Annotated in this window: 28 protein-coding genes and 1 pseudogene; 11 read left to right on the top strand and 18 right to left on the bottom strand. The window is 67.9% G+C overall.

The window, feature by feature from the left end:
• Positions 1–78: 78 nt before the first annotated feature.
• Positions 79–1449 (bottom strand): MFS transporter, encoded by a 1371-nt coding sequence (locus tag AC5P9C_RS16765; protein ID WP_343543050.1) that lies wholly within the window; start codon positions 1447–1449, stop codon positions 79–81.
• 81 nt (positions 1450–1530) lie between these two features.
• Here AC5P9C_RS16765 and soxR point away from each other — a divergent pair, with 81 nt between their 5' ends.
• The gene (soxR, locus tag AC5P9C_RS16760) at positions 1531–1965 is read left to right on the top strand and encodes a redox-sensitive transcriptional activator SoxR (RefSeq protein ID WP_053462342.1); all 435 of its coding nucleotides are present in this window, start codon (positions 1531–1533) and stop codon (positions 1963–1965) included.
• 69 nt (positions 1966–2034) lie between these two features.
• Here the strand turns inward: soxR and AC5P9C_RS16755 are convergent.
• Positions 2035–2664, bottom strand: a pseudogene (locus AC5P9C_RS16755) (short chain dehydrogenase); the annotation flags it as partial.
• A 71-nt stretch (positions 2665–2735) separates the two neighbouring features.
• On the opposite strand from AC5P9C_RS16755, the gene AC5P9C_RS16750 reads away from it, so the two are divergent.
• Positions 2736–3611 carry a LysR family transcriptional regulator gene (locus AC5P9C_RS16750; RefSeq protein ID WP_343543812.1) on the top strand — a complete coding sequence of 292 codons (876 nt, stop codon included), beginning with the start codon at positions 2736–2738 and terminating at the stop codon, positions 3609–3611.
• 73 nt (positions 3612–3684) lie between these two features.
• On the opposite strand, the gene proC is transcribed toward AC5P9C_RS16750, so the two are convergent.
• Both proC and AC5P9C_RS16740 read right to left on the bottom strand, forming a co-directional pair.
• Positions 3685–4506, bottom strand: coding sequence for a pyrroline-5-carboxylate reductase (gene proC, locus AC5P9C_RS16745; protein WP_074726409.1), 822 nt, complete (start codon positions 4504–4506; stop codon positions 3685–3687).
• Between the two features lie 18 nt (positions 4507–4524).
• Positions 4525–5202 (bottom strand): YggS family pyridoxal phosphate-dependent enzyme, encoded by a 678-nt coding sequence (locus AC5P9C_RS16740; RefSeq protein ID WP_329853504.1) that lies wholly within the window; start codon positions 5200–5202, stop codon positions 4525–4527.
• Positions 5203–5289: 87 nt separating this feature from the next.
• Between AC5P9C_RS16740 and AC5P9C_RS16735 the strand changes: the two genes are divergently transcribed.
• The 4 genes from AC5P9C_RS16735 (at position 5290) to AC5P9C_RS16720 (ending at position 9428) form a co-directional block, all read left to right on the top strand.
• On the top strand, positions 5290–6327 hold the full coding sequence (locus tag AC5P9C_RS16735; protein WP_004147099.1) for a type IV pilus twitching motility protein PilT: 1038 nt from the start codon (positions 5290–5292) through the stop codon (positions 6325–6327).
• Positions 6328–6426: 99 nt separating this feature from the next.
• Entirely contained in the window at positions 6427–7569 is a 1143-nt protein-coding gene (locus AC5P9C_RS16730) for a PilT/PilU family type 4a pilus ATPase (protein ID WP_014036222.1), read from the top strand.
• 35 nt (positions 7570–7604) lie between these two features.
• The gene (locus tag AC5P9C_RS16725; protein ID WP_343542919.1) at positions 7605–8333 is read left to right on the top strand and encodes a hypothetical protein; all 729 of its coding nucleotides are present in this window, start codon (positions 7605–7607) and stop codon (positions 8331–8333) included.
• A 111-nt stretch (positions 8334–8444) separates the two neighbouring features.
• Complete coding sequence (locus AC5P9C_RS16720; protein WP_049469693.1) at positions 8445–9428, top strand: aldo/keto reductase; 984 nt, start codon at positions 8445–8447, stop codon at positions 9426–9428.
• A 42-nt stretch (positions 9429–9470) separates the two neighbouring features.
• Here AC5P9C_RS16720 and AC5P9C_RS16715 read toward each other — a convergent pair whose 3' ends face one another.
• A complete protein-coding gene (locus AC5P9C_RS16715) occupies positions 9471–10370 on the bottom strand; it encodes a LysR family transcriptional regulator (RefSeq protein ID WP_057495180.1) in 900 nt (299 codons plus the stop codon).
• Between the two features lie 93 nt (positions 10371–10463).
• On the opposite strand from AC5P9C_RS16715, the gene AC5P9C_RS16710 reads away from it, so the two are divergent.
• A complete protein-coding gene (locus AC5P9C_RS16710) occupies positions 10464–10676 on the top strand; it encodes a DUF4287 domain-containing protein (RefSeq protein WP_057495181.1) in 213 nt (70 codons plus the stop codon).
• Positions 10677–10785: 109 nt separating this feature from the next.
• Complete coding sequence (locus AC5P9C_RS16705; protein ID WP_049469684.1) at positions 10786–11493, top strand: YitT family protein; 708 nt, start codon at positions 10786–10788, stop codon at positions 11491–11493.
• An 84-nt stretch (positions 11494–11577) separates the two neighbouring features.
• Here the strand turns inward: AC5P9C_RS16705 and AC5P9C_RS16700 are convergent, their stop codons facing one another.
• On the bottom strand, positions 11578–12123 hold the full coding sequence (locus AC5P9C_RS16700) for a DNA-3-methyladenine glycosylase I (protein ID WP_164688130.1): 546 nt from the start codon (positions 12121–12123) through the stop codon (positions 11578–11580).
• Positions 12124–12213: 90 nt separating this feature from the next.
• Between AC5P9C_RS16700 and AC5P9C_RS16695 the strand changes: the two genes are divergently transcribed.
• Genes AC5P9C_RS16695 through AC5P9C_RS16685 form a run of 3 tightly spaced genes read left to right on the top strand, consistent with a single transcriptional unit; the run spans position 12214 to position 14234 of the window.
• Positions 12214–12780, top strand: coding sequence for a YqgE/AlgH family protein (locus tag AC5P9C_RS16695; protein ID WP_049469678.1), 567 nt, complete (start codon positions 12214–12216; stop codon positions 12778–12780).
• Positions 12773–13267, top strand: coding sequence for a Holliday junction resolvase RuvX (ruvX, locus tag AC5P9C_RS16690; RefSeq protein WP_049469673.1), 495 nt, complete (start codon positions 12773–12775; stop codon positions 13265–13267). The genes AC5P9C_RS16695 and ruvX overlap by 8 nt, the downstream gene beginning before the upstream one ends.
• Before the next feature lie 16 nt (positions 13268–13283).
• Positions 13284–14234: an aspartate carbamoyltransferase catalytic subunit gene (locus tag AC5P9C_RS16685; protein WP_049469670.1), complete on the top strand. Its 951-nt coding sequence runs from the start codon at positions 13284–13286 to the stop codon at positions 14232–14234.
• A gap of 100 nt (positions 14235–14334) precedes the next feature.
• Here the strand turns inward: AC5P9C_RS16685 and AC5P9C_RS16680 are convergent, their stop codons facing one another.
• The 12 genes from AC5P9C_RS16680 to AC5P9C_RS16625 all read right to left on the bottom strand — a co-directional run bounded on the left by AC5P9C_RS16680 (position 14335) and on the right by AC5P9C_RS16625 (position 24456).
• Positions 14335–14529, bottom strand: coding sequence for a hypothetical protein (locus AC5P9C_RS16680; protein WP_160321013.1), 195 nt, complete (start codon positions 14527–14529; stop codon positions 14335–14337).
• A gap of 130 nt (positions 14530–14659) precedes the next feature.
• Positions 14660–15457, bottom strand: a complete 798-nt coding sequence (locus tag AC5P9C_RS16675; protein ID WP_495205215.1) for a carboxylesterase family protein — start codon at positions 15455–15457, stop codon at positions 14660–14662.
• Positions 15458–15527: 70 nt separating this feature from the next.
• The gene (locus AC5P9C_RS16670) at positions 15528–15794 is read right to left on the bottom strand and encodes a hypothetical protein (RefSeq protein WP_049469661.1); all 267 of its coding nucleotides are present in this window, start codon (positions 15792–15794) and stop codon (positions 15528–15530) included.
• Positions 15795–15899: 105 nt separating this feature from the next.
• Positions 15900–17261 carry a magnesium transporter gene (gene mgtE, locus AC5P9C_RS16665; RefSeq protein ID WP_053462353.1) on the bottom strand — a complete coding sequence of 454 codons (1362 nt, stop codon included), beginning with the start codon at positions 17259–17261 and terminating at the stop codon, positions 15900–15902.
• A 227-nt stretch (positions 17262–17488) separates the two neighbouring features.
• Positions 17489–19258, bottom strand: a complete 1770-nt coding sequence (ptsP, locus tag AC5P9C_RS16660; RefSeq protein ID WP_049469655.1) for a phosphoenolpyruvate--protein phosphotransferase — start codon at positions 19256–19258, stop codon at positions 17489–17491.
• 2 nt (positions 19259–19260) lie between these two features.
• Positions 19261–19530 carry an HPr family phosphocarrier protein gene (locus AC5P9C_RS16655; RefSeq protein WP_005408385.1) on the bottom strand — a complete coding sequence of 90 codons (270 nt, stop codon included), beginning with the start codon at positions 19528–19530 and terminating at the stop codon, positions 19261–19263.
• On the bottom strand, positions 19523–19915 hold the full coding sequence (locus AC5P9C_RS16650) for a PTS sugar transporter subunit IIA (RefSeq protein ID WP_010483657.1): 393 nt from the start codon (positions 19913–19915) through the stop codon (positions 19523–19525). The genes AC5P9C_RS16655 and AC5P9C_RS16650 overlap by 8 nt, the downstream gene beginning before the upstream one ends.
• A gap of 410 nt (positions 19916–20325) precedes the next feature.
• Entirely contained in the window at positions 20326–21210 is an 885-nt protein-coding gene (gene rapZ / locus AC5P9C_RS16645; protein WP_057495186.1) for an RNase adapter RapZ, read from the bottom strand.
• A 27-nt stretch (positions 21211–21237) separates the two neighbouring features.
• Positions 21238–22188 (bottom strand): HPr(Ser) kinase/phosphatase, encoded by a 951-nt coding sequence (gene hprK / locus AC5P9C_RS16640; protein ID WP_005408388.1) that lies wholly within the window; start codon positions 22186–22188, stop codon positions 21238–21240.
• Positions 22185–22637, bottom strand: a complete 453-nt coding sequence (locus AC5P9C_RS16635) for a PTS sugar transporter subunit IIA (protein ID WP_495205214.1) — start codon at positions 22635–22637, stop codon at positions 22185–22187. The genes hprK and AC5P9C_RS16635 overlap by 4 nt, the downstream gene beginning before the upstream one ends.
• 21 nt (positions 22638–22658) lie before the next feature.
• The gene (gene hpf / locus AC5P9C_RS16630) at positions 22659–22976 is read right to left on the bottom strand and encodes a ribosome hibernation-promoting factor, HPF/YfiA family (RefSeq protein ID WP_005415556.1); all 318 of its coding nucleotides are present in this window, start codon (positions 22974–22976) and stop codon (positions 22659–22661) included.
• A 58-nt stretch (positions 22977–23034) separates the two neighbouring features.
• Positions 23035–24456: an RNA polymerase factor sigma-54 gene (locus AC5P9C_RS16625; RefSeq protein WP_064237785.1), complete on the bottom strand. Its 1422-nt coding sequence runs from the start codon at positions 24454–24456 to the stop codon at positions 23035–23037.
• Positions 24457–24467: the final 11 nt, after the last annotated feature.

Genomic DNA, 24467 nt, shown 5'->3' with positions numbered 1-24467 from the left:
GTTGGCCGTCAAACCCGGGGAATTCCTCTGCACATGGCGGTTGCCGGCCAGCGGCCGGCACTACCGTAAAGCGGCTGCCTACACCCGCCGCGCGATCACTGCGGCCATCACCGCCAGGCCGAGGGTGATGGCCAGGCACAGCAGGTAACCGGTGTGTGGCGCGCTGTCCACGAACAGGGCGAACAGTGCACCGGAGGCCGCCAGCGCGGTGGCCACCGACAGGGCCTCGCTCAGCTGCAGCGCAGAGGTGTTGGCGCCCTGCTCATGCGGCGCCGACAGCGACAGGGTCAGCACTGACAGGCTGGCGTAGATCATGCCCATGCCGAAGCCCGTCATCGCCCAGCCGACCAGCGACACCGGCAGCGGCACCGCGCTGAACAGTACCGCCAGTGTTGCGGCAATGCCCACGGTCATCATCGCCGTGCCAGCGCGCAGCAGCTGTTGGCGTGACCAGCCGCGCTGCTGGTGACCCTGCAGCCATGAGCCAGCGAACCAGCCCAGGGCGCCCAGGCTGAGCACCGCACCGGCCCAACTCGGAGAGAGCCCGCGCTCGCGCTGCAGCAGCAGGGGAAGATAGGCCTCGCAGGCGAAGAACGCCGCTGCCGCAATGCCACGCAGCGCGATCACGCTGGGCAGCCCGCGGCGCAGGGTCAACGTTCCGGCCGGCAGCAACCGATGCACGCAGAACAGCAGCGCCAGCATCGCCACGCCGATGCAGAGCAGGGCGGCCAGGCCCTGCTGCTGTCCTCCGACGTAGAGCAGCAACGCCGCCAGCGACGCGCCACTGGCCCAGCGCACCACGTTGCCGCGCCCGGCGTCGTTGCCCGCGCCACCGGTGGCCTGGATGCGGGCCAGTGCCGGGCGCAGCAGCAGCGCCGCGGGAATCGCCAGCAGCGGTACCGCCAGGAAGACCCAGCGCCAGCCCAGATGCTGCACGATCAGCCCGCTCAGCGCCGGGCCGACCAGCGACGGCAGCACCCAGCCTGCTGAGAATGCCGCGAACACCTTCGGTTGCAGGTGCTCCGGGTAGCTGCGGCCGACCATCACGTACAGCGAGACCGAGATCGCGCCCGCGCCCAGGCCCTGCATCAGGCGCCCGGCCACCAGCAGGCCCATGCGCGTGGCCAGGCCGGCCAGCAGCAGGCCGGCCACAAAGCAGGCCAGCCCGTACCAGAGTGGCCGGGCCGGGCCGTGGCGATCGGCCCAGCGACCGGCCAGGGTCATGCCGATCACGCTGGTGGCCAGGGTGCCGCCGAAAGCGAGCGCATACAGGCGCAGGCCGTCGAGTGCCTCGGCTACGGTCGGCATCGCGGCTGCGACGGCCAATGCCTCGAAGGCATGCAGCGCGACCAGCGCGACCATGCCGAGGGTGGTGGCGCGGTAGCGCGCGGACAGGATCGAAGTATCCGGCGGCAGGCCGGCATTGGCGGGTGAAAGCGTTGGCGTCATAGGGGGGTAGGTGCGGGCCGCGCTTGTCAACACGCGGCGAAGACAGCAGCATGACATCTCAACCATAGTTGAGGTCAAGCAATGGCATTCCCGGAGCTCAGCGTAGGCGAAGTCTCCCAGCGCAGTGGCGTGGCCGTGTCCGCGCTGCATTTCTACGAGCGCAAGGGGCTGATCAGCAGCCTGCGCACCTCGGGCAACCAGCGCCGTTACAGCCGCGATGTGCTGCGGCGCCTGGCGGTGATCCGCGTGGCGCAGCGTGTCGGCATGCCACTGGAAGCGGTCGGGCGGGCCTTCGAGAGCCTGCCCGAGGGGCGCGCGCCGACCAAGGCCGACTGGGCCAGGCTGTCCGCGCGCTGGCGCACCGAGCTGGAGGAGCGCATCCACATGCTGCAGCGGCTGCGCGATGAACTGACCGGCTGCATCGGCTGTGGCTGCCTGTCGCTGCAGCGCTGCCGTCTGGCCAACCCCGGCGATGTCCTCGGCGAACGCGGCGACGGCCCGATGCGCTGGGAATGAAAAAAGGGGACGGAGGGGATTAAGTCGCAAGTGCACAAACGACTTAATCCCCTCCGTCCCCTTTTTTTCTTACCAGACCGTGAGGGTCTCTCCGCTCTGGATGCCTTCCACCGCGCGCTGGAAGGCCAGCGCCGCGCGCTGCGCGCTGACCGCTTCGAAACCGGGGAAGTAGGGACCGTAGGCCGCCATCGATTCGATCAGCACGTTTGGGCTGACCACGTTGATGCGCAGGCCGCGCGGCAGCAGTTCCAAAGCGGCGGCGCGCACGAAGCCCTCCAGCGCGGCATTCACCGACGTGGCGTTGACGCCGTCGCGGATGGGCTGGGCGCTGACGATGCCGCTGGTCAGCGTGATCGAGCCGCCGGCGTTGAGGTGATGCTGGGCGGCCAGTGCCAGCCGCACCTGGCCCAGCAACTTGTCCTGCAGGCCGACGTTGAACTGGGCCGGGGTCATTTCCTGCAGCGGTCCGAAATGCAGCGTGCCTGCGGTCGAGATCACTGCATCGACCGCGCCGGTACGCGCGAACAGTTCGGCGACGCTCGCATCATCGGTCAGGTCCACGCGCAGCTCACCACTGTGGCGGCCGGCAGCGAGGATCTGGTGTTGCTGGCCGAGCTGGCGGGCGACCGCCTGGCCGAGGGTGCCGCTGGCACCGACGAGGAGGATCTTCATGGTCGTTCCTTGCGTGAGGGAGTGAGCGCAGTCTGCGCCGTCACAAGCGGGTTAGGTAAGCGGCGTATGCTTTGCAGATTCCTAACCGTGGATTAGCAATGGATACCCTTCGCTGCATGCAGGCCTTCGTCGCGGTTGCCGAACGCGGCAGCTTTGCCGCTGCCGCCGAACAGCTGCAGGTGTCGGCGGTGATGGTCGGCAAGTACATCCAGCAGCTGGAGGCGCACCTGGGCACCGCCTTGCTGCAACGGAACACCCGGCGCCAGCGCCTGACCGAAGCCGGCAGCGCCTACCTGGCCGGATGCCGGCAGGTGCTGGAGCAGGTGCAGCAGGCCGAGGCGGACGTGGCCGGGCTGCAGGTGCAGCCGCGCGGCCTGCTGCGGGTCAGCGCGCCGACCACGTGGGGCAGCTGCGTGCTGGCGCCGGTACTGTCCGGACTGCTGCGTGCGCAGCCGTTGCTGAACGTCGAGCTGGACCTGAGCAACCGCCGCGTGGACCTGATCGAGGACGGCTTCGACGTTGCGATCCGGGTCGGGCCGCTGCCGTCGCAGGAGGTGGTGGCGCGTCCACTGCCGCCGTATGCGATGAGCCTGTGCGCAGCGCCGTCCTATCTGCGCCGGCGTGGCACACCGCGTACGCCGGCGGACCTGGCCGGGCATGACTGCCTGAGCCACCTGGCCTGGCGCGGTGGCCATGGCTGGCAGCTGGCCAATGGCGAACAGGTGGATTGGGAGGCGCGGCTGACCTGCAACGACGGCTTCGCGCTGCGCGAAGCCGCGGTGGCCGGGGCGGGTCTGGTGCTGCAACCGACGGCGTTGCTGGCTGGCGAGATCGCAGCGGGGCGACTGAAGACGCTGCTGCGCGATTACTTGCCCGAACCGCGGCCGATGCACCTGATCTACCTGCCTGATCGACGCCCGCGCCCGCGTCTGCAGTGCTTCGTCGATTTCGTCATGGCCACGTTGGGGCCGTGATCATCGGGGCAGGTGGGGTGGCAGCTGGAGTCAGATCCCTTTCCCTCGGCAAAGGGATCTGGCCCCAGGGCAATCAATCATTCGCTGCAGACAATTCCTGCCCGCGTACCTGCGCGGCGCGCAGTGCCTTGTCCACCAGCGCTTCGAACCCCCCCGCCTGGAAGCGCTCGATCGCGGCCTGGGTGGTGCCGTTCGGCGAGGTCACGCGGCGACGAAGCTCGGCCGGGCTTTCGCCGGCTTCATCGAGCATCCGCGAGGCGCCCAACAGGGTCTGCACCACCAGCGTGCGTGCGGCGTCGGCGGGCAAGCCCTGGGCGATACCCGCCGCTTCCATCGCTTCGGCCAGCAGGAACACATAGGCCGGTCCGCTGCCGGACACGGCGGTCACCGAATCCATCAGCGCCTCACGATCGATCCACACGGTGCGGCCGGCACTGGCCAGCACCTGTTCGGCCTGCGCGTGCTGATGCGCATCCACCGACGGCGTGGCGTACAGGCCGGTCACACCGGCGCCGAGCAGGGCCGGCGTATTGGGCATTGCCCGCACCACCGGCAGGTTGCCACCCAGCCACCGCTCCAGCTGCGCACTGGTGATGCCGGCGGCGATCGACACCACCAGCGGCCGGTTCGCCTGGGCCAGCGCCTGCAGCGACTGGCAGACCTCGCGCAGTACCTGCGGCTTCACCGCCAGCAGCCAGGTGCCGCCCTGCGCGGCCGCATCGATTGCGTTGTCGTGCACCTGCACGCCAAAGTCGGCAGCCAGCGACTCGCGCAGGGCGGCCACCGGTTCGGCCACATGGATGTGCGCGGCCGGCACGCCCTGACGGATCAGGCCGGCGATCAGGCTGCGCGCCATGTTGCCGCCGCCGATGAAGGTGATGGAATCAGCTGCCATGGAACTCTCCTTGCAAGATCAGGCCGGGCGCGGGCGCGCGCCGAACAGGGCGGTGCCGATGCGCACCAGTGTGGCGCCCTCGGCGATGGCGTCGGCGTAGTCGCTGCTCATGCCCATCGACAGCGTGTCGACCTGCGCGTGCTGGGCGGCCAGTGAGTGGAAAAGTGTGCGCATGCGCACGAATGCATCGCGGCGACGCTCGGCCTCGGGCCATGGCGCGGGAATCGCCATCAGGCCACGCAGGCGCAGGCGGGGCTCAGCGGTAATCGCGGCGGCCAATGCCTCGACGTCCTCCGGCGCACAGCCGTGCTTGCTGGATTCGTCGTCGATGTTGACCTGGATCAGCACGTTCAGCGGGCCGCGTGCGGCCGGGCGATGGCGTGCCAGCGCAGTCACCAGCTTGGGCCGGTCCACGCTCTGCACCCAATCGAAGTGGGTAGCCACGGCCTCGGCCTTGTTCGACTGCAGGTGCCCGATCAGGTGCCACTCCAGCGCCAGGTGCTGCAGCGCCTGCATCTTCGCCAGCGCTTCCTGCACATAGTTCTCGCCGAAGGCCTGCTGGCCCTGCGCGGCCAGCGCGGCCACGGCCTCGGCCGGTTGGGTCTTGGAAACCGCCAGCAGGCGCGGATCGGGCCGGCCGGCCGCCTCGGCGGCGCCATGCAGGTTGCTCAGGATCTGGGGCAGGGGAGTGGCCACGTAACGCGTTCCGTTGAATCAGGAGGCTATACTGCCGCCCGGGGAAAGATCCTTCCAGTCGAAGCCGTTATTGGGGAGTAGCCGCTCATGGATATCGCCGAACTGCTGGCGTTTTCCGTAAAGAACAAAGCGTCCGACCTGCACCTGTCCGCAGGCCTGCCGCCGATGATCCGCGTGGACGGCGACGTTCGCCGGATCAACATCCCGGCCCTGGACCACAAGCAGGTCCATGCGCTGGTGTACGACATCATGTCCGACAAGCAGCGCCGCGATTACGAGGAATTCCTCGAAGTGGACTTCTCCTTCGAGATCCCGTCGTTGGCGCGCTTCCGTGTGAACGCGTTCAACCAGAACCGTGGCGCCGGTGCGGTGTTCCGTACCATTCCGTCCGAGGTGCTCACCCTCGAGGACCTGGCCTGCCCGCCGCTTTTCCGTGAAGTGATCCAGCAGCCGCAGGGCCTGATCTTGGTGACCGGCCCGACCGGTTCGGGCAAGTCGACCACGCTGGCGGCGATGATCGACTACATCAACAAGAACGAATACGGCCACATCCTCACCGTCGAGGATCCGATCGAATTCGTGCACACCTCTCAGAAGTGCCTGATCAACCAGCGCGAAGTGCACCGCGATACGCATGGCTTCAACGAAGCGCTGCGCTCGGCACTGCGCGAGGACCCGGACATCATCCTGGTCGGCGAACTTCGCGACCTGGAAACCATCCGCCTGGCGCTGACCGCCGCGGAAACCGGCCACCTGGTGTTCGGCACCCTGCACACCAGCTCGGCGGCCAAGACCATCGACCGCATCATCGACGTGTTCCCGGCCGGCGAAAAGCCGATGGTGCGCTCGATGCTGTCCGAGTCGCTGCGTGCGGTGATCTCGCAGGCGCTGCTGAAGAAGGTTGGCGGCGGTCGTACCGCAGCGTGGGAAATCATGGTCGGCACCCCGGCCATCCGCAACCTGATCCGCGAGGACAAGGTGGCGCAGATGTACTCGGCCATCCAGACCGGCCAGCAGTACGGCATGATGACCCTGGACCAGCATCTGCAGGACCTGGTCAAGCGCAGCCTGATCACCCGCAACCAGGCCCGCGAGTACGCCAAGGACAAGCGCCTGTTCGAGTAAGGCGGGACAACCACGGGCGGCGTGCACCAGTGCGGCGCCGTCCCCGTGCCGTTTCCTCCACCGACCGTTTCCTGGTACATGCCCTCTTGGGAGCCCGCCGTGAACAGCACCGCGACCACCATCGATTTCACTTCGTTCCTCAAGCTGATGGCGCACCAGCGCGCCTCGGACCTGTTCATCACGGCCGGCATGCCGCCGGCGATGAAGGTCAACGGCAAGATCTCGCCGATCACCCAGACCCCACTGACGCCGCAGCAGAGCCGCGACCTGGTCCTCAACGTGATGACCCCGGCGCAGCGCGAGGAATTCGAGAAGACCCACGAATGCAACTTCGCCATCGGCCTGTCCGGTGTCGGCCGCTTCCGTGTCAGCTGCTTCTACCAGCGCAACCAGGTCGGCATGGTGCTGCGTCGCATCGAGACGCGCATTCCGACCGTGGAAGAGCTGAGCCTGCCGCCGATCATCAAGACGCTGGCGATGACCAAGCGCGGCATCATCCTGTTCGTCGGCGCCACCGGTACCGGTAAATCGACCTCGCTGGCGGCGATGATCGGCTACCGCAACCAGAACTCGACCGGCCACATCATCACCATCGAGGACCCGATCGAATTCGTGCACAAGCACGAGGGCTGCATCATCACCCAGCGCGAGGTCGGCATCGATACCGACAGCTGGGAAGCCGCGCTGAAGAACACCCTCCGCCAGGCGCCGGACGTGATCATGATCGGCGAGGTGCGTACCCGCGAAGGCATGGACCACGCCATCGCGTTCGCTGAAACCGGCCACCTGGTGCTGTGCACCCTGCATGCCAACAACGCCAACCAGGCGATGGACCGCATCGTCAACTTCTTCCCGGAAGACCGCCGCAACCAGCTGCTGATGGACCTGTCGCTGAACCTCAAGGGCGTGGTCGCGCAGCAGCTGGTGCCGTCGCCCGATGGTCGCTCGCGCAAGGTGGCGATGGAGATCCTGCTCGGCACGCCGCTGGTGCAGGACTACATCCGCGACGGCGAGATCCACAAGCTGAAGGAAGTGATGAAGGACTCGGTCCAGCTGGGCATGAAGACCTTCGACCAGAGCCTGTTCGAGCTGTACCAGGCCGGCGAGATCAGCTACGAGGACGCGCTGCGCTACGCCGACTCGCAGAACGAGGTGCGCCTGCGCATCAAGCTCAGCCAGGGCGGCGACGCGCGCACCCTGTCGCAGGGACTGGATGGCGTGGAGATCTCGGAGATCCGTTGACCGGACGGGCGCCTGCGGGCGCCCGCTGCTCCGGGATGACCGCGGCGCCGGATGCACGCCCGCGTGAACCTGCCAGGGAGGCCTGCATGCGTGTGACTACGAGCGTGATACTGGCCATCGCCGTGCTGCTGCAGGCCGGTTGTGCCCGTACCCCCGAACCGGCAGCCGCGGCCGAGGGCTGCGACGATCCACAGGCGCATGCCTGGTATCTGCTGCCACCGCCTGCACAGCGGCGTAGCAGGGGCTCGCTTCCGTTCCTCGATTTCACCGGGTTTGCGAGGGCATCCTACAGAGACGCGTTGCGGGATCTCGATGGCTTGCCGGAGCCGTCGTTCCGCTGTGGCAGCGTGCCGGTCCAGGCGTATCGCTTCGTCTGGCATACCCCATTCTTCCGTGGCGTGGTAGTACGCGCGCAGCGCAATGCAGCGGGCCACGCGTGGATCGTCGGGCGCAGTGCGCGCGATTTCGAGATTCCTGGATCGTTACCCGGAAGCCCAGCCACCGTCATCAAGGGTGGCACGTGCGCTCCACCGCGCGCGCTGAGTGCGCAGGAATGGAACGCCATCGCCGCCGCGTTTGCGCTGTTGCAGGGCGAAGATTCGAGCGCTGGGCTTGACGGCTCATCGTGGATGTTCGAGTCCGTGGTGGACGGCGAGCAGCGTTGGTTCGCACGATGGGTGCCGCGGGATCCGGCGTTCCGCAACACCGGCAGGATGATGGTGGAACTGGCGGGTTGCACTGACACCCTGCAGGGCATGGAGTGACGGGCACCACAGGCGATTGATGAATTCCGGTCATGACCGACTGCGGCCGGGCTGGCTCAATCCAGCGCCACGACAGGCGTATCGTCAGCACTCCCCCTCTGGAGCACGACGATGCAGACACGCGAACTGGGCCGCAGCGGCCTGAAGGTTTCCGCCCTCGGCCTGGGCTGCATGGGCCTGACCCATGCCTACGGCCAGCCGGTCGAGCAGAGCCAGGGTGTGGCTCTGCTGGAGGCCGCCGTCGAGCGCGGCGTGACCTTCTTCGATACCGCAGAGGTGTACGGCCCGTACACCAACGAAGATCTGCTCGGACGGGCGCTGGCGCCCCACCGCGACAGGCTGGTGATTGCCACCAAGTTCGGATTCAAGGGCGCGCGCACCGATGACGGCCTGGACAGCCGCCCCGAGAACATCCGCGCCGTCGCCGAAGCCAGCCTCAAGCGCCTGCGCACCGACCATATCGACCTGTTCTACCAGCACCGCGTCGACCCGAACGTGCCGATCGAGGATGTGGCTGGCACCGTGCGCGACCTGATCGCCGAAGGCAAGGTTGGCCACTTCGGGCTGTCCGAGGCGAGCGCTGCCACCGTGCGTCGCGCGCATGCGGTGCAGCCGGTCGCCGCCGTGCAGAGTGAGTATTCGCTGTGGTGGCGCGAGCCGGAGCGTGAACTGCTGCCGACGCTGCAGGAGCTGGGCATCGGCTTCGTGCCATTCAGCCCGCTTGGCCGCGGCTTCCTCACCGGCACGATCAACGCCGACACCACCTTCGACGCCAACGATTTCCGCAACAGCGTGCCGCGTTTCGAAGTGGAGGCGCGCCGCGCCAACCAGGCGCTGGTGGATCGCATCAGTACGATCGCGGCAGCACGGGGCGCGACGCCGGCGCAGGTGGCGCTGGCCTGGCTGCTGGCACAGGCGCCGTGGATCGTGCCGATCCCGGGCACCACCAAGGTTCATCGCCTGGAAGAAAACCTGGGCGCGGTCGACCTGCAGCTGGCGCCGGAAGAACTGCAACGCATCGCGCAGGCGCTGGACGAGGTGTCGATCGTTGGCGAGCGCTACAACGCGCAGCGTGCGGCGCAGGCCAAGGGTTGATCACCAGGTGGGTGCGGACCGTCGGTCCGCACTCCCTGACCCTCACCCCTGCATAGGCCCGCGCAGCGCATCCAGCACCGTGCGCATTGCCACGGTCACGTGGCGGCGCGACGGGTAGTAGGCGTAGTAGCCATCGAAGTGCGGGCACCAGTCATCCAGCACCGACTGCAGTCGCCCATCGTCCAGCATCGGCTGCACCTGGTCCTCCGGCAACCACGCCAGTCCACTGCCGGCCAGCGCTGCGGCGCGGGTCATGCCCATGGTGTTGAAGGTCCACTGGCCGCTCACGCGCACGCTCAGTTCGTTGCCGTCCTGGCCGAAATCCCACGGCATCAGCCCGCCATGCGTGGGCAGGCGCAGGGTCACGCAGTTGTGGTCGGCCAGCTCGTGCGGATGCCGTGGCACGACGTGCTGGCGGAAGTAGCGGGGCGCGCCGACCACGCGCATGCGCAGCGGCGGGCTGATCGGCACCGCGATCATGTCGCGCGCCAGCCGCTCGCCGAGGCGGATGCCGATGTCATAACGTTCGGCCACGATATCGGCCAGCCCGTAATCGGCGGCCAGTTCCACCTTCAGCTCCGGATACTGCTGCAGCAGGGGCGCAAGCCGCGGCCAGGCAATGTACTCGGCCGCATGGCCGGTGGCATTGATGCGGATGGTGCCGGCCGGGCGCTCGCGGTACTCGGCCAGCGCGGCCAGGCCATCCTCGATCTCGGCCAGGCGTGGGCCGAGGGTGTCGAGCAGACGCGCGCCGGCTTCGGTGGTCGATACGCTGCGGGTGGTGCGGGTCAGCAGGCGCACGCCAAGGCGCTGTTCCAGGCCGCGCATGGCATGGCTGAGCGCGGACTGGGATACGCCCAGCTGGGCGGCGGCCTTGGTGAAGCTGCCCTCGCGGGCGACGTGGACGAAGGCCTGCAGGTCGTTGAGGTTTTCACGGGGCATGCAGGGATGATACGGCTCCCGGATTGAACGGATCTGTCGATTTCCGGCTCCCCGGTTCGTCGCAACGGTACATCCAACGCAAGGAGCTTCCGCATGAGCACTGACACCAAGCCCAAGGGCCCGGCCTCCTACTTCCCCTCCATCGAGAGGACCTATGGGCAACCGGTGGCGCACTGGTTCGGGTTGCTGGCCGCGAAGAAGGGCCTGAAACACATGGAACTGGTCAGCTTCCTGAAAAGTGAGCACGGGCTGGGCCATGGCCATGCCAACGCGCTGGTGGCGCACCATCTGGCCGGCAGGGGCTGAGCCGCGCCGGAGCGGGCACAGTGGGGCGCATTCAGCTGAACGATTTCATCTGCAACTGTCATGCAGATCGTGTCTAATACCGCTCCCCACCTGCTGTTCCCCCACCTGCATGTCCCTTCCTTCCCATGGCCCCGCGCCGTGCGACGACGCTGACGGCCACCTGGTCACCGCTGGTCCGCTGACCCCTCCGCCCGACAGTGCCGGCACCACCGCCGATGAGAAAGCGCTGCGTCACTCGATCGCCGAGGACGTGCAGGGCATGGTGCTGGCCACGATGGTGGCCTCGCTGGGCCTGGCCATCTTCGCCAAGGGGGGGCTGATGATCGGCGGCATGGCCGGCCTGGCGTTCCTGCTGCACTACGCGATGGGCTGGAACTTCGGCCTGGTGTTCGTGCTGGTCAACCTGCCGTTCTACTGGGTGGCGCTGCGGCGCATGGGCTGGGAATTCACCCTGAAGACCTTCGCTGCGGTCACCGCCTGTGGCGTGCTGACCGACCTGTTGCCGCGCTGGATCGACTTCTCGCACATCAACCCGCTGTACTCGGCGATCGTCGGTGGCGCGCTGTCGGGTCTGGGCATCCTGTTCTTCATCCGCCATCGTGCCAGCCTCGGCGGCATCGGCATCCTGGCGGTGTACCTGCAGCGCACCCGTGGCTGGAGCGCGGGCAAGGTGCAGATGTCCTACGACGCCTGCCTGATGGTGGCCGCGTTCTTCGTGCTGTCGCCGTCGAAGGTGCTGTACTCGGCCATCGGCGCGGTGGTGCTCAGCCTGGTGCTGATGTTCAACCATCGCCCCGGCCGCTACATGGGCGTGTGACGATCCGACGGCAGTGCCGGCCGCTGGCCGGCAGCCTCGGAACGCCGCGGGTGATGACCCCGGGCCATGCCCGGAGGATATCCATCAGCGCGCGGTGGCCTGCAACCAGGGCGGTGACAGTGTCAGCAGCCGCGCATGCACCGGGCAGTCTGCGGCATGCGCGCCGGGCAGGTAGCCGAGGCTCATCAGGAATTCACCGGTGATCTCGCCGCCGGTGAAGCGGAATGTCTTCTTGAACAGCTTCACCCAGTCGGCCTTGCTGCGCGGATGATGTGCGTCCAGCCACCCCGCGAAGCTGCCATGGCTGGCCCGCAGCTGCTGGATCACCTGCGCGTTGTGGATCGCCGCCAGCACCTTCAGGCGGTTGCGGATGATGCCCGGGTCCGACAGCAGGCGTTCAATGTCCTGCTCGGCATACGCCGCCACGCGGTCCACCGCGAAGCCGTCGTAGGCCGCGCGGAAGCCCTCGCGCTTCTTCAGGATCGTTTCCCAGCTGAGCCCGGCCTGGTTGATTTCCAGCACCAGCCGCTCGAACAGCTCGCGCTCGTCGCGCTGCGGAAAGCCGTATTCGTTGGCGTGGTAGTCGTCGTGCACCGGATGGCCCGGGGCGATGAGGCAGTAACCGGACACGTCGAACTCCTGCGCTGGGGGGAGGTCATTATGCGCGCCGTGACCGCCGGGTGGAGGCGCCCGGCGCGCCCAGCCGCTAGAATGTCAGCCATGCCTGTAACGCCGACCTCCCTTGCCGATCACCTGCTCGTCGCGCTGCCGTCGCTGCTCGACGCGACCTTTGCCCGCAGCGTCGCGCTGATCTGCCAGCACGACGAGAACGGGGCGATGGGCGTGCTGGTCAACCAGCCGTCCGAGTACACGCTGGGCGAAGTGCTCGCGCAGATGGACATCGCCACCGGCGATGGTGAGCTGCAGGCGCGCATGGTGCTCAACGGCGGCCCGGTGCATCCCGAACGTGGCTTCGTCATCCATGATGATGCAAGGGCGTGGGACTCCAGCCTGATCGTCGGCGAAGGGCTGTACCTGACCACCTCGCGCGACATCCTCGAAGCGATGGCGCGCGGCGAAGGCCCGGCCAACGCCGTGGTTACCCTCGGCTGTGCCGGTTGGGGGGCAGGCCAGCTGGAAACCGAGCTGGCCGAGAACAGCTGGCTGACCGTACCGGCCGATGCCGAGCTCGTGTTCCAGCTGCCGCTGGAACAGCGCTGGCAGGGAGCGGCCTCGCGCATCGGCGTCGACCTGTTCCGGCTGACCGACTACAGCGGCCATGTCTGAGCCGACCACGCCCGCGGCGGCGCCTCCGGCTCCGGCCATCCGCCGCGACGGCACGGTCCTGGGATTTGATGTCGGCTCGCGCCGGATCGGCGTGGCCATCGGCAGTGCCTTCGCCGCGCATGCGCGCGCAGTGGCCGTGGTCGATGTGCACGGCAACGGCCCGGACTGGACCGCGATCGAGCGCCTGCTGAAGGAATGGAAGCCCGACGGCCTGGTGGTCGGCGATCCGCTGACGCTGGATGGCCAGGACCAGCCCAACCGCAAGCGCGCGCAGGGCTTTGCCCGCCAGCTGCGGGAACGCTTCAAGCTGCCGGTGGTGATGATCGACGAGCGTTCCAGCTCGGTCGAGGCCGCGCGCCGCTTCGCCGTCGAGCGCGCCGAAGGGCGCAAGCGCCGCCGCGATGCGGCCGCCCTCGATGCCGTGGCCGCAGCGGTGATCATCGACCGCTGGCTGTCGTCGCCGGACGACGCCACCCCCATTCCCTGACTGCACGACTCCCGCCATGACCGCCCAGCAAATCGATGCCTCCGGACGCCTGCGCCACCTGCTGACCCTGGAGGGCCTGCCGCGCGAAACCCTGCTGCAACTGCTTGATCGGGCCGGACAGATCCGCGATGCCGCGGTCGGCCGCGTTGGCAACAAGCGCCACGTGCTGGCCGGCTCGGCGGTGTGCACGCTGTTCTTCGAGCCGTCCACGCGCACCCGCAGCTCGTTCCAGCTGGCCGCACAGCGCCTGGGCGCCGACGTGCTGAACTTCGATGCGTCGACGTCGTCCACCCGCAAGGGCGAAACCGCCTGCGACACGCTGCGCAACCTGGAAGCAATGGGCGTACGCGGCTTCGTGGTACGCCATCCCGATGATGGCGCCGTGGCCGCACTGGCCGAGGCGGCGGGCGAGGGCACTGCACTGATCAACGCCGGTGACGGCCGCAGTTCGCACCCGACCCAGGGCCTGCTGGACATGCTGACCCTGCGCCAGGCCAAGGGCGCGGATTTCTCGAAGTTGAAGGTCGTGATCGTCGGCGACGTGAAGCACTCGCGCGTGGCCCGCACCGACCTGCATGCGCTGCGTACGCTGGGCGTGGGCGAGATCCGCGTCTGCGGCCCGCAGTCGCTGCTGCCGGATGACGAGACCCTGAAGGGCTGCGTGGTCGGCGATGACTTCGACGCGATGCTCGAAGGCGTCGACGCGCTGATGATGCTGCGCCTGCAGCGCGAGCGCATGGAGGAAGGCCTGGTGCCGTCGCTGGAGCAGTACCACGCCCAGTACGGCCTGACCCGCGAGCGCCTGGCCCGCGCCGGCAAGGACGCTGCAGTGCTGCACCCGGGCCCGATCAACCGCGGCGTGGAAGTCACCGACGACGTGGCCGACGGCCCGCAGTCGTGGGTGCTGCGCCAGGTCGCCAACGGCGTCGCCGTGCGCATGGCCGTGCTGGAAACCCTGCTGGGCTGACCCGCCTTGGCAGGTGCCAATCTTGGTTGGCACTGCTGGTGGGGTGGGTGCCAACCTTGGTTGGCACTGGCCCACCCGGGCGAAGGTGATTTCCCGATGTTCAGGGAACATGCGCCCGCCCATGCTCTTCTGCATGAACAGCACCCGTCTCCTGCCAGGCCGTCATTCCAGTATCGGCCAGAGCTACATCCTCACCACGAACGTGCTTGGCCGGGCGGCTCTGTTCGCCAATGACGCCGTTGCGGTTACCGCCATGCAGGCGTTCCAGCGTCTGGATCTGGAAGGTCTTACCCATGAATCGCTGTTCCGGCACGCAATGCATGTGATGGCGAATCCGATCAGGGCGGGCAGATAGTGCCCAACCAAGGTTGGCACCCACCGAAAGCGGATTCCAACCTTGGTGGGCAACCACCGGACGTCGTGGTTCAGCGCTTCTGCGCGAACAGCCAGTCCCACATCGCCGGGTCGGCGTAGGTGGCATCCCAGGCGTTGTGGTTGCCGTCCGGATATTCGGTGTAGCGCACGTCGCGTGCGTTGGCGCTCTGGAATGCGGCGTGCAGCCGGCGGTCGTCATCCGGCGGCACCACGTCATCCAGCGCACCGTGGAAGATCCAGATCGGCGTGCCTCTCAGGCGCTGGGCGATGGCCGCATACGGATCGGCTTCGTGGGCCACCCGTTCGACGAACAGGGTCGGGCGCACCGCGCGCGGCGCCAGCACCGCGCCGCACACGGGCACGATCGCGGCGAAGCGCCCGGGGTCATCCAGCGCGATGTTCCAGCTGCCGTAGCCGCCCATCGACATTCCGGTCAGGTACTGCCGTGAGGGATCGGCACCGAACTCGGCGATGGTGGCGTCCAGGGCGGCCAGCGCGACGCGGTTGTTGCGCCCGCTCCATTCCTGGTGGCCCGGCACCTGCGGGAATACGGCCAATGCGGGGAAGTCGGCCGCATGCCTGCGCAGGCGCGGCCCGAGCCCCGCATGGGTCTGCTTGACACCGTCGCCGCCACGCTCGCCGGATCCATGCAGGAACAGCACCACCGGCAGTGCGCCAGGCGTGCGCGCCGCGGTTGCCGGAATGAACACCTGGTAATAGGCGGTACGCCCATCCACTTTCACTGCACGCGATTCGAAGCGGCCGCGCGCGCTGTCCGGCTGCGAGGCGCAGCCGGCCATCATCAGGACCGCCAGCATCGGCAGCCAGCGCATCATCCTACGGACCATCGGCGTTCCAGAAGCGGTGGGTTCAGCCGCATCGTAGTCCGCGCAGGTCAACGTGGCATCGTGCGCTGCGTCACTGCGGCCGCGGCACGCTGGCGATGATGGCCAGCTGCTCCTGTGCCTCGGCGTTGCCCTCGGCGGCGGCGGCCTGCACCTGCGCCAGGTCCGGGTGCAGCACCACCAGCAACGGGTTTTCGCAGACCGGGCAGGCGTACTCGGTCGCGTCCTCGTCCAGTTCCATCTCCATGGCGCGCGAACTGCCCTTCCATTCGCAGGCCGGGCAGGTGTGCTGCTGGTCGCGCCAGCCGGGCTGGAAATAGTTTTCGATCGTGGTGGCCATGGGGGTCCAGTTGGAATCGGGTCAGAGCCCCGCGCAGCGGAGATCCGACCCTGGGTTTTGGCGTGGGTCGGAGCTCCGCGTTGCGGGGATCCGGCCCGGCAGAGATCAGTGCAGCAGCACCAGCGTGGCCAGGCCGAGGAAGGTGAAGAAGCCCATCGAGTCGGTCACGGCGGTCAGGAAGATGCCACTGGCCAGTGCCGGGTCGAAGCCAAAGCGTTTCAGGGTCAGCGGCACCAGCACGCCGGCCAGTGCGGCGAACAGCAGGTTGCAGGTCAGCGCGATGGCGATCACCGCCGATAGCCCCGGCGAGTGGAACCAGACCAGCACGATCATGCCCAGGATCGAGCCCAGCAGCAGGCCATTGAGCGCGGCCACCCGCACTTCCTTCCACAGCAGCGTGCGCGCGTTGGAGGCGCCCACCTGGCCCAGCGCCAGGCCGCGCACCATCAGCGCCAGCACCTGGGTGCCGGCATTGCCACCCAGGCCGGCCACGATCGGCATCAGCACGGCCAGCGCCACCAGCTTGTCGATCGTGCCTTCGAAGTGGCCGACCACGCTGGAGGCCAGGAAGGCCGTGCACAGGTTCACCGACAGCCACATCAGGCGGCGGCGCATCGCGCGCCAGACCGGACTGAACAGGTCCTCGTCCTCGTCCAGGCCGGCGGCGCCCAGCGCCTGATGCTCGGCCTGGCCACGGATGATGTCGACCACGTCATCGATGGTGATGCGACCGACCAGGATGTTGTTCTCATCCACCACCGGGGCGGAAATCCAGTCGTGGTCGGAAAACTGGCGGGCGACCTCCTGGTCGCTCTCGCCGACGTCGATGGCCGGCTGCTCGTCATCGATCAGGCGGTTGATCGGGGTGGTGTCCTCGTGGGTCACCAGGGCCGCCAGCGACACCCGGCCGAGGTATTGATGGCGCCGGCTGACCACGAACAGGTGGTCGGTGTGGTCGGGCAGTTCGCCGCGCAGGCGCAGGTAGCGCAGCACCACGTCGACGTTGACGTCGGCGCGCACGGTCACCACGTCCGGGTTCATCAGGCGGCCGGCGCTGTCCTCGGGATAGGACAGCACCTGTTCCAGGCGCTCGCGGTTCTCGCGGTCCATCGACTTGAGGACTTCGTCGATGACCGTATCCGGCAGGTCTTCGACCAGGTCGGCCAGATCGTCGATGTCCAGGTCTTCGACCGCGGCGATGATTTCGTCCGGGTCCATGTCCGCGAGCAGGCTTTCGCGCACGTCGTCGCCGACGTGGACCAGCACCTCGCCGTCATCGTCCGGATCCACCAGGCCCCACACCACTTCGCGCTTGCCCGGCGGCAGCGATTCAAGCAGGTTGCCGATCTCGGCCGGGGCCAGGGTATTGACCAGCCGACGCACCGGGCCCAGCCGGCCGCTGTCCAGTGCATCGGACAACATCCGCAGTTGGCGCGCAGTCTTGTCGTGGCGTACGGCTTCAGCCATCGCAGCTCCCGCGGGATAAGAAAAGCCGCGATCCCGGCAAGGATGCGGCAACAGGGGTGTTCAGCGCGTCATTATCGCAAGGGGATGTTTCAGCGCATAGCCGCCGGGTGGCGGTAGTGCCGGCCGCTGGCCGGCAACCTCTTGGCCTTCGACGGGACGGGATCAGATCCTTCTCCCGCGGAAAAGCGATCTGACCCCAGGCATGCATGCCCGGCGAGCGGGTGGTATCAGGGCGTATCGGCCACCAGCGCCAGCCAGCGTTCGATGGCACGGCGGTCACGCGCGGCCAGCAGTTTCGGTGCGCGGGCGCGCAGTGCGCCCAGGTCAGCGTCGCGGATCGCGCGGCGCACTTCCAGCAGGGTGCCGGGGTGCAGGCTGAACTCGCTCAGGCCCAGTGCCAGCAGCAGCGGCGTCATCCGCGCATCACCGGCCATTTCGCCGCAGACCGCGACCGGAATACGGTGGCGTGCGCCGGTCTCGATCACCATCTGCAGCAGCCGCAGCACGGCGGGATGCAGCGGTGAGTACAACTCGCCCAGCGCCTCGTTGTTGCGGTCGGCGGCCAGCAGGTACTGCACCAGGTCGTTGGTGCCGATCGACAGGAAGTCGACCAGATCGATGAAGCTCTCCAGCGCCAGTGCAGCCGCCGGCACCTCGATCATCGCGCCCAGCGGTACGTGTTCGGCCACCATGTGGCCTTCGGCGCGCAGCTGTTCGCTCAGCTTGAGCATGCGCCGGCGCACCGCCAGCAGTTCCTCGCGGGTGCTGATCATCGGCACCAGCACGCGCAGCTTGCCGTAGGCGGAGGCGCGCAGGATCGCGCGCAGCTGGGTGTCGGCCACTTTGGGTCGTGCCAGCGACAGGCGCACGCCGCGCAGGCCCAGCGCCGGATTCTCTTCGTTGCTCAGGGTCAGGCCGGTGCGATCGGCCTTGTCCGCACCCAGGTCGAGCGTGCGGATGGTGACGGGCCGGCCGCTCATGCCCAGCGCGGCATCCCGGTAGGTCTGGAACTGTTCTTCTTCGTCCGGCAGCTCGTTGCGCTGCAGGAACAGGAATTCGGTGCGGTACAGGCCCAGCCCCTGCGCACCCAGCGCATGCGCCTGGGTGACGTCTTCCAGCGACTCGGCATTGGCCAGCAGGGCGATGTCGACCTGGTCGCGGGTGCGGCTGGGCTTGCTGCGCAGGCGGCCAAGCTCGCGCTGCTCGCGTGCGTGCTCCTTCAGGCGCGTGCGGTAGTCACGCAGGTTGTCCGCCAACGGGTTGGCGGTGATGCTGCCGTCGGCGCCGTCGATGATCAGCACGTCGCCGTCGGCGATGCGGCTCAGCAGCTGCGGCACGTTGACGATCAGCGGCAGGTGCAGGCTGCGTGCCAGGATCGCGCTGTGCGACAGCGCGCTGCCGGCGGCGGTGACGATGCCGACCACGCCCTGCGCCTGCAGCTGCGCCAGCTCGGACGGAGCGATGTTGTCGCAGACCAGGATCTCGCCGGCCAGGCCCTTCATTGCCGGCGCGCGTTCGGGTTGCAGGAAGGCATGGATACGGCCGATCACATGGTCCAGGTCGTCCATGCGGCTCTTCAGGTAGGCATCGTCCATGCCATCGAAGACCTTGGCCAAGCGGTCGCGCTGCAGGCGCAGGGCGTAACCGGCACTGTACGGGCCGCTGCGGATCAGTTCGTCCAGGCCATACAGCAGCTCGGGGTCGTCCAGCAGCAGCGCGTGCAGGTCCAGGAACTCGCCCACCTCCTGGTTCAGTGCGCCATGCAGGCGCTGCCGCAGCTCGTGCATTTCCATGCGCGCGGCATCCACGGCATGGTGCAGGCGCGCCAGCTCGGCCTCGACCTGGTGGGGGGCGACACGTTGTTCGGCCACTTCCAGCGCATGCGGCAGGCGCACCCGGGCCCGGCCCATCGCCGTACCACGGGCGGCGCCGTGCCCGGCCAGCCGTTGTACCGGCCGCTGGCCCGGGGGAAGCTGGCCGGCGCGTGCGCGTGGCACGCTCAGCTGTCCTCGTCGAAGCGGCGTTCGAACAGGCCGACCACCGCCTCCATCGCGGCGGCTTCGTCCTCGCCGTTGATGCGCACGGTGACCGGAGTGCCCTGGCCCGCGGCCAGCAGCATCACGCCCATGATGCTCTTGGCGTTGATCTCACGGCCCTTGGCGGCCATGGTCACGTTGCAGCGGAACGGTGCCAGGGTCTGCACCAGCTTGGCGGTGGCCCGGGCATGCAGGCCCAGGCGGTTGCTGACGGTGAGTTCTCGTTCAAGCATCGTCGACTATCGCTCCATTACGGGTACCCGCCGCGGCTGTGGCGGGCAGTTGATCCAGTCCCTGTTCCGGATAATTCATCACCCGCAGCAACATCGGCAGGCTCAGCGCCGACACCCGGCGAACCGGGGTCCCCAGCCGGGCCAGCTGCCCGGCAAGGTTGGCGGGGCTGGCGCCGTACAGGTCGGTCAGGATCAGCACGCCTTCACCGCCGTCGACCCGCCGCAGGGCGGCCGAGGCAAGTGGCAGCAGGGCGTCCAGGTCTGCGTCGAACGGTACTTCGAAAGCTTCGGTTTTCAGCGGCAATTGCCGCAGCAGCCGGGTCGCCACGTCTAGCAGGGCGGTCCCGACCCCGGGATGTGTTACGAGGAGAATGCCACAGGTCATTACCGCACGTTAACAGGTCAAGGTGAATTGGCGATAGCAGCAGGCGAGGGGTACTGTGTCCCGTATTCAGTGTTGCTCGCTGGCGAGCCCTTTTTCGCTGAAAAAGAGATCCGACGCCATCCGTTTTTCGATGCCTGAAAGCGATTCATCCGCGCATGGCGTGGATCCACGTGTCGACCAAGGTCGACACCCACCAACAGCACACGGAATCTGTCAGAGGCGGGGCGGTGTGGGCAGGCAGGACCGTTGGCGCCATGGATGGCGCCATCGAGCCCCCAGGGAGGGGTTCACGGCGTGTCCTGCCTGCCCACACCGCCCCGCCATCCCACGGAATGCCGCTTTTGCTGTTGCTGTTGCCGGCCAGCGGCCGGCACTACCGGCGGGTGCCGGGCGCAGCCCGGCCGACCCCCTCAATCCTGTTCGCGGTGGTAGGTGGCCACGTCTTCCCAGCCCTTCTCGCGCGCATGCCGGGCCATGCGCTCGGCCAGGTACACCGAGCGATGCTTGCCGCCGGTGCAGCCGAACGCCACGGTCACGTAGCTGCGCGTGCCATCGCCCAGTTTCGGCAGCCAGGTATCCAGGAAATCCATCAGCTGGGCCAGGTAGCGCTGCACGTCCGGCTGTGCCTCCAGGTAGTCGCGCACGCCGGGCTCACGGCCGCTGAGCGCGCGCAGGTCCGGGTCCCAGTGCGGATTGGGCAGCACACGCGCGTCGAACACGAAGTCCGCCTCGGCCGGTACGCCGCGCTTGTAGGCGAACGATTCGAACAGCAGCGACAGGCCGGTGGCATGGCCCATCGCGAACTCGGTGATGATCCGCCGCCGCAGCTGGTGCACGTTGAGGTGGCTGGTATCGATCACCGCATCGGCCTCACGGCGCAGCGGCGCGGTCAGTTCGCGTTCGCGGGCGATGGCCTCGGGCAATGACAGCCGCAGCTGGCTCAGTGGATGGCGGCGACGGGTGTCGGCGTAGCGCTTGAGCACCGCCTCGTCACTGGCTTCGAAGAACAGCACCTTCACTTCCACGCCGGCATCGGTGGCCAGCTGCCGCCAGTTGCCCAGTTGGCTCAGGTCGGCCTGGCCGCGGACGTCGATGCCTACCGCCAGCCGGCGCGGCGCGCTGCCGTCATGGTTGGCCAGCAGGCTGCGCACGAAGTCCGGCAGCAGTTGGATGGGCAGGTTGTCCGAGCAGTAGTAGTCCTGGTCTTCGAAGGTCTTCAGGGCGACGGATTTACCCGAGCCGGACAGGCCACTGACGATGATCAGGGTCGGGGCGGTAGGGGGTGCGGTGCTCATGGACAGGCTCTTCGCGGGGCAGGGAAATCAGGGGGTGCGCCGTTCCAGCAGGTTGCTGTGGCGGGCGATGAACATCGCCGCCGGATCAATGCCCTTGGTGCGCAGGATATGCAGGCGGGTCGCGGCCTCGGTCAGCACGGCCAGGTTGCGGCCGGGCATCACCGGCAGGGTGATCAGCGGGACATCCAGGTCCAGCACATGGCGGGTACCCGAGTCGCCGGTCAGGCGCTCGTAGCCATGCGGGGTGGGTTCGGTCATCGGCTTGGTCAGGTGGACGATCAGCCGAAGGTACTTGTTCTTCTTTACAGCCGTGTCGCCGAACATCTCGCGCACGTTCAGCACGCCCAGGCCGCGCACTTCCAGCAGGTCCTGCAGCAGCTCGGGGCAGGTGCCGTCGAGCACGTCCGGGGCGATCTGGGTGAACTCGGGGGCATCGTCGGCGACCAGGCGGTGCCCGCGGCTGAGCAGTTCCAGCGCCAGCTCGCTCTTGCCCGACCCGGCCTCGCCGGTGATCAGCACGCCGATCGAGTAGATCTCCATGAACACGCCATGCAGGATCACGCGGGGTGCCAGCGTGCGCGCCAGGTGGTAGGACAGGTGGTTGAGCAGTTCGTGGCCGCGCTTGGGCGACAGCCACAGCGGCGTGCCGGATTCATCGGCGGCGGCACGCAGGTCTTCCGGGCACGCCTGGTTGCGGGTCAGCACCAGCGCCAGCGGATGCGACTGCATGATCTTCTCGATGGTCTCCCACCGCTGCCTTGGTTCCAGCGCGTCCAGCCAGGACAGTTCCTCGGTGCCCAGGATCTGCACCTTGTTGGGATAGATGGCGTTGAGGTAGCCGGCCAGCGAAGGGCGCCGCGAGACCGTGTTGCCGGCCTCCAGCTCGCGCTTCTCACCGGATTTGCCGGCGGCCCAGCGCAGTCCCAGCCGCTCGCGCTGCTGTTCGAACAGTTCACGGGCGGTGATGCTGGTATTCATGCGGCACTCGCAGGAGGGGTCATGTCCAGCGCCTCGCGCAGCGCGCGGGCATCGCCCGCTTCACGCAGGGCCTGGCGGATGTCGGGCACGGAGAACAGCTCGGCCAGCTCTGACAGCAGCATCAGGTGCTGGTGGGTGTAGTGGGCCGGGACGGCCATCGCAAACACCAGGTCCACCGGCTCGTCGCCGCCGAAGTCGACCGGGGCCGCCAGGCGCAGCAGGGCGCCACGGGGGCGGTCCAGGGCCGGCGCGCGGCCATGGGGGATGGCGATGCCGTGGCCGATCGCGGTGCTGCCCACGGCTTCGCGCTGGCACAGGTTCAGATAGATCTGTTCGGCATTGGCCTGGCGGCAGGCCAGCAACCCGGCGGCGGCCTGCAGGACGCTGTCACGGTCGGAGGCCGTGCAGAGCTGGGTCTGCACGGCCGCCAGGAGGTCAGTCAGGGGCATGTCTGCGGGGAACGGTGGCGATCAGCCACCATTGTCGCCCACCGGCAGCGGTGCGTGCTGCTGTTTTTTCTCCTTGTGCTTGATGACCAGGCGGTCAAGCTTGTCCGCAAGCAGGTCGATCGCGGCATACATGGTCTGGCCACCGGCCTCGGCGTGCAGGGTCTGCCCGGGGATGTTGAGGCTGGCGTCGACGTGGTGTTCGGTCTTCTGCAGCTTGAGGGTCACCCGCGCTTCGCAGTGCTGGTCGAAGTGCTTTCCGATCCGGGCCAGCTTCTCCTCTACATAGGACTGCAGGGCCGGGGTGACTTCGACGTCTTTGCCAAACGTTTCGATGCGCATCGGGTTTCTCCTGTGTTCGGATGTGCCAATGAACCTCTCCGCCGGGCGCGGCGGCGCGTCAAGCGATTCTGACCCTTTCGTGCGAGGCGGAGATGTTCATGGCTTCACGATACTTCGCCACGGTGCGCCGCGCTACTGGAATTCCCGACGATTTGAGCAGCTCAGCCAGCTTGGCGTCAGAAAGCGGCTTGCGCGGGTTCTCATCGTCGATCAGGCGCCGGATCATCGCCTGGATGGCGGTACTGGACGCCTCGCCGCCGCCTTCGGTATCGATGCCGGAGGCGAAGAAGGCGCGCAGTGGCAGGGTGCCGCGCGGGGTGCGCACGTACTTGCGGGCGATCGCACGCGACACGGTGGATTCGTGCAGGCCCAGTTCGGCGGCGATCTCGCGCAGGGTCAGCGGACGCAGTGCCTGCTCGCCGAATTCGAGGAACCCGGCCTGTTGCAGGATCAGGCTGCGCACGACGCGCAGCAGGGTTTCGCCGCGCTGCTGCAGTCCCTTCAGCAGCCAGCGCGCTTCCTGCAGCTGGGCGCGCAGGTAACCGGCGTCGGCCTCGCCACAACGTCGGATCAGCTGTTCGTAGCCACGATGGATCACTACCCTCGGTCCGGCATGGCCGGCCAGCGCCGCACGCCAGATGCCGTTCTGCCGCCACACCACCACGTCGGGTACCACGTAGGTATCCTGCGAAAGCGGCGCAACCTGCGTGCCCGGGCGCGGGTCCAGCGAGCGCAGCAGGGTCACTGCGGTCTCGACCTCGTCCAGCGGCTGTTTCAGTTCATGGGCCAGCCCGGCGACGCCACTGCGTGGCAGCCGTTCCAGCGGGCCTGCGGCAATCTGTCGCGCCAGCGCCAGCCCCGGCGTGTCGCCAGGCACCACGTCCAGCTGCAGCTGCAGGCACTCGCCGAGCGTGCGCGCGGCAACACCGACCGGGTCGAAGCGCTGGATGCGGTGCAGCACCGCCAGGATCTCGTCCTCGTCGGCATGGATCGTTGGCAACAGCGTTTCCGCGATCGTGGCCAACGGTTCGCGCAGGTAACCATCGTCGTCCAGTGCATCGATCAAGGCCGCACCGATACTGCGGTCGCGGGCGGACAGATGCGACAGGTGCAGCTGCCACAGCAGGTGGTCGGCCAGCGTCTCGGTTTCGGCCACGCGCTCGGCCGCGCTGCCGGTGTCATCGTCATCGTCGAAGCTGCCGCCACTGCCGGCGGCGCTCCAGTCGAGCTCGGCCGGCGCCCAGTCGTCGCCGGTGTCGGTGCGTTCGGCGGGTGCGTCGGCCCCGGTGCTGCCGCCGCCGTCATCGGCGGTGCTGCTGTCGTTGCTGTCGGCCCAGTCCAGCAGCGGATTGCTCTCCACCGCCTGGGCGATCTCAAGCTCCAGTTCGGTCGTGGACATCTGCAGCAGCTTGATGGCCTGCTGCAGCTGGGGCGTGAGCACCAGCTGCTGTCCCAACGATGTCTGCAGCCGAGTCTTCATGCCTGTGCCGA

The sequence above is a fragment of the Stenotrophomonas sp. YJH_SMC_10 genome, assembly GCF_059371555.1.
The sequence above is the reverse complement of the archived record's forward strand: the minus strand, read 5'-3'. Positions and strand labels throughout refer to the sequence as shown.

Coding starts and splice junctions, on each gene's coding strand:
- hprK (WP_005408388.1), bottom strand. CDS start 22,188: ATGAATACCAGCATCACCGCCCGTGAACTGTTCGAACAGCAGCGCGAG.
- AC5P9C_RS16680 (WP_160321013.1), bottom strand. CDS start 14,529: ATGGGTAAGACCTTCCAGATCCAGACGCTGGAACGCCTGCATGGCGGT.
- AC5P9C_RS16655 (WP_005408385.1), bottom strand. CDS start 19,530: ATGCTTGAACGAGAACTCACCGTCAGCAACCGCCTGGGCCTGCATGCC.
- proC (WP_074726409.1), bottom strand. CDS start 4,506: ATGGCAGCTGATTCCATCACCTTCATCGGCGGCGGCAACATGGCGCGC.
- AC5P9C_RS16715 (WP_057495180.1), bottom strand. CDS start 10,370: ATGCCCCGTGAAAACCTCAACGACCTGCAGGCCTTCGTCCACGTCGCC.
- AC5P9C_RS16650 (WP_010483657.1), bottom strand. CDS start 19,915: ATGACCTGTGGCATTCTCCTCGTAACACATCCCGGGGTCGGGACCGCC.
- AC5P9C_RS16705 (WP_049469684.1), top strand. CDS start 10,786: ATGTCCCTTCCTTCCCATGGCCCCGCGCCGTGCGACGACGCTGACGGC.
- soxR (WP_053462342.1), top strand. CDS start 1,531: ATGGCATTCCCGGAGCTCAGCGTAGGCGAAGTCTCCCAGCGCAGTGGC.
- AC5P9C_RS16735 (WP_004147099.1), top strand. CDS start 5,290: ATGGATATCGCCGAACTGCTGGCGTTTTCCGTAAAGAACAAAGCGTCC.
- ruvX (WP_049469673.1), top strand. CDS start 12,773: ATGTCTGAGCCGACCACGCCCGCGGCGGCGCCTCCGGCTCCGGCCATC.
- AC5P9C_RS16670 (WP_049469661.1), bottom strand. CDS start 15,794: ATGGCCACCACGATCGAAAACTATTTCCAGCCCGGCTGGCGCGACCAG.
- AC5P9C_RS16750 (WP_343543812.1), top strand. CDS start 2,736: ATGGATACCCTTCGCTGCATGCAGGCCTTCGTCGCGGTTGCCGAACGC.
- AC5P9C_RS16635 (WP_495205214.1), bottom strand. CDS start 22,637: ATGCCCCTGACTGACCTCCTGGCGGCCGTGCAGACCCAGCTCTGCACG.
- AC5P9C_RS16765 (WP_343543050.1), bottom strand. CDS start 1,449: ATGACGCCAACGCTTTCACCCGCCAATGCCGGCCTGCCGCCGGATACT.
- AC5P9C_RS16695 (WP_049469678.1), top strand. CDS start 12,214: ATGCCTGTAACGCCGACCTCCCTTGCCGATCACCTGCTCGTCGCGCTG.
- AC5P9C_RS16710 (WP_057495181.1), top strand. CDS start 10,464: ATGAGCACTGACACCAAGCCCAAGGGCCCGGCCTCCTACTTCCCCTCC.
- AC5P9C_RS16685 (WP_049469670.1), top strand. CDS start 13,284: ATGACCGCCCAGCAAATCGATGCCTCCGGACGCCTGCGCCACCTGCTG.
- mgtE (WP_053462353.1), bottom strand. CDS start 17,261: ATGGCTGAAGCCGTACGCCACGACAAGACTGCGCGCCAACTGCGGATG.
- hpf (WP_005415556.1), bottom strand. CDS start 22,976: ATGCGCATCGAAACGTTTGGCAAAGACGTCGAAGTCACCCCGGCCCTG.
- rapZ (WP_057495186.1), bottom strand. CDS start 21,210: ATGAGCACCGCACCCCCTACCGCCCCGACCCTGATCATCGTCAGTGGC.
- AC5P9C_RS16625 (WP_064237785.1), bottom strand. CDS start 24,456: ATGAAGACTCGGCTGCAGACATCGTTGGGACAGCAGCTGGTGCTCACG.
- AC5P9C_RS16725 (WP_343542919.1), top strand. CDS start 7,605: ATGACCGCGGCGCCGGATGCACGCCCGCGTGAACCTGCCAGGGAGGCC.
- AC5P9C_RS16675 (WP_495205215.1), bottom strand. CDS start 15,457: ATGGTCCGTAGGATGATGCGCTGGCTGCCGATGCTGGCGGTCCTGATG.
- AC5P9C_RS16720 (WP_049469693.1), top strand. CDS start 8,445: ATGCAGACACGCGAACTGGGCCGCAGCGGCCTGAAGGTTTCCGCCCTC.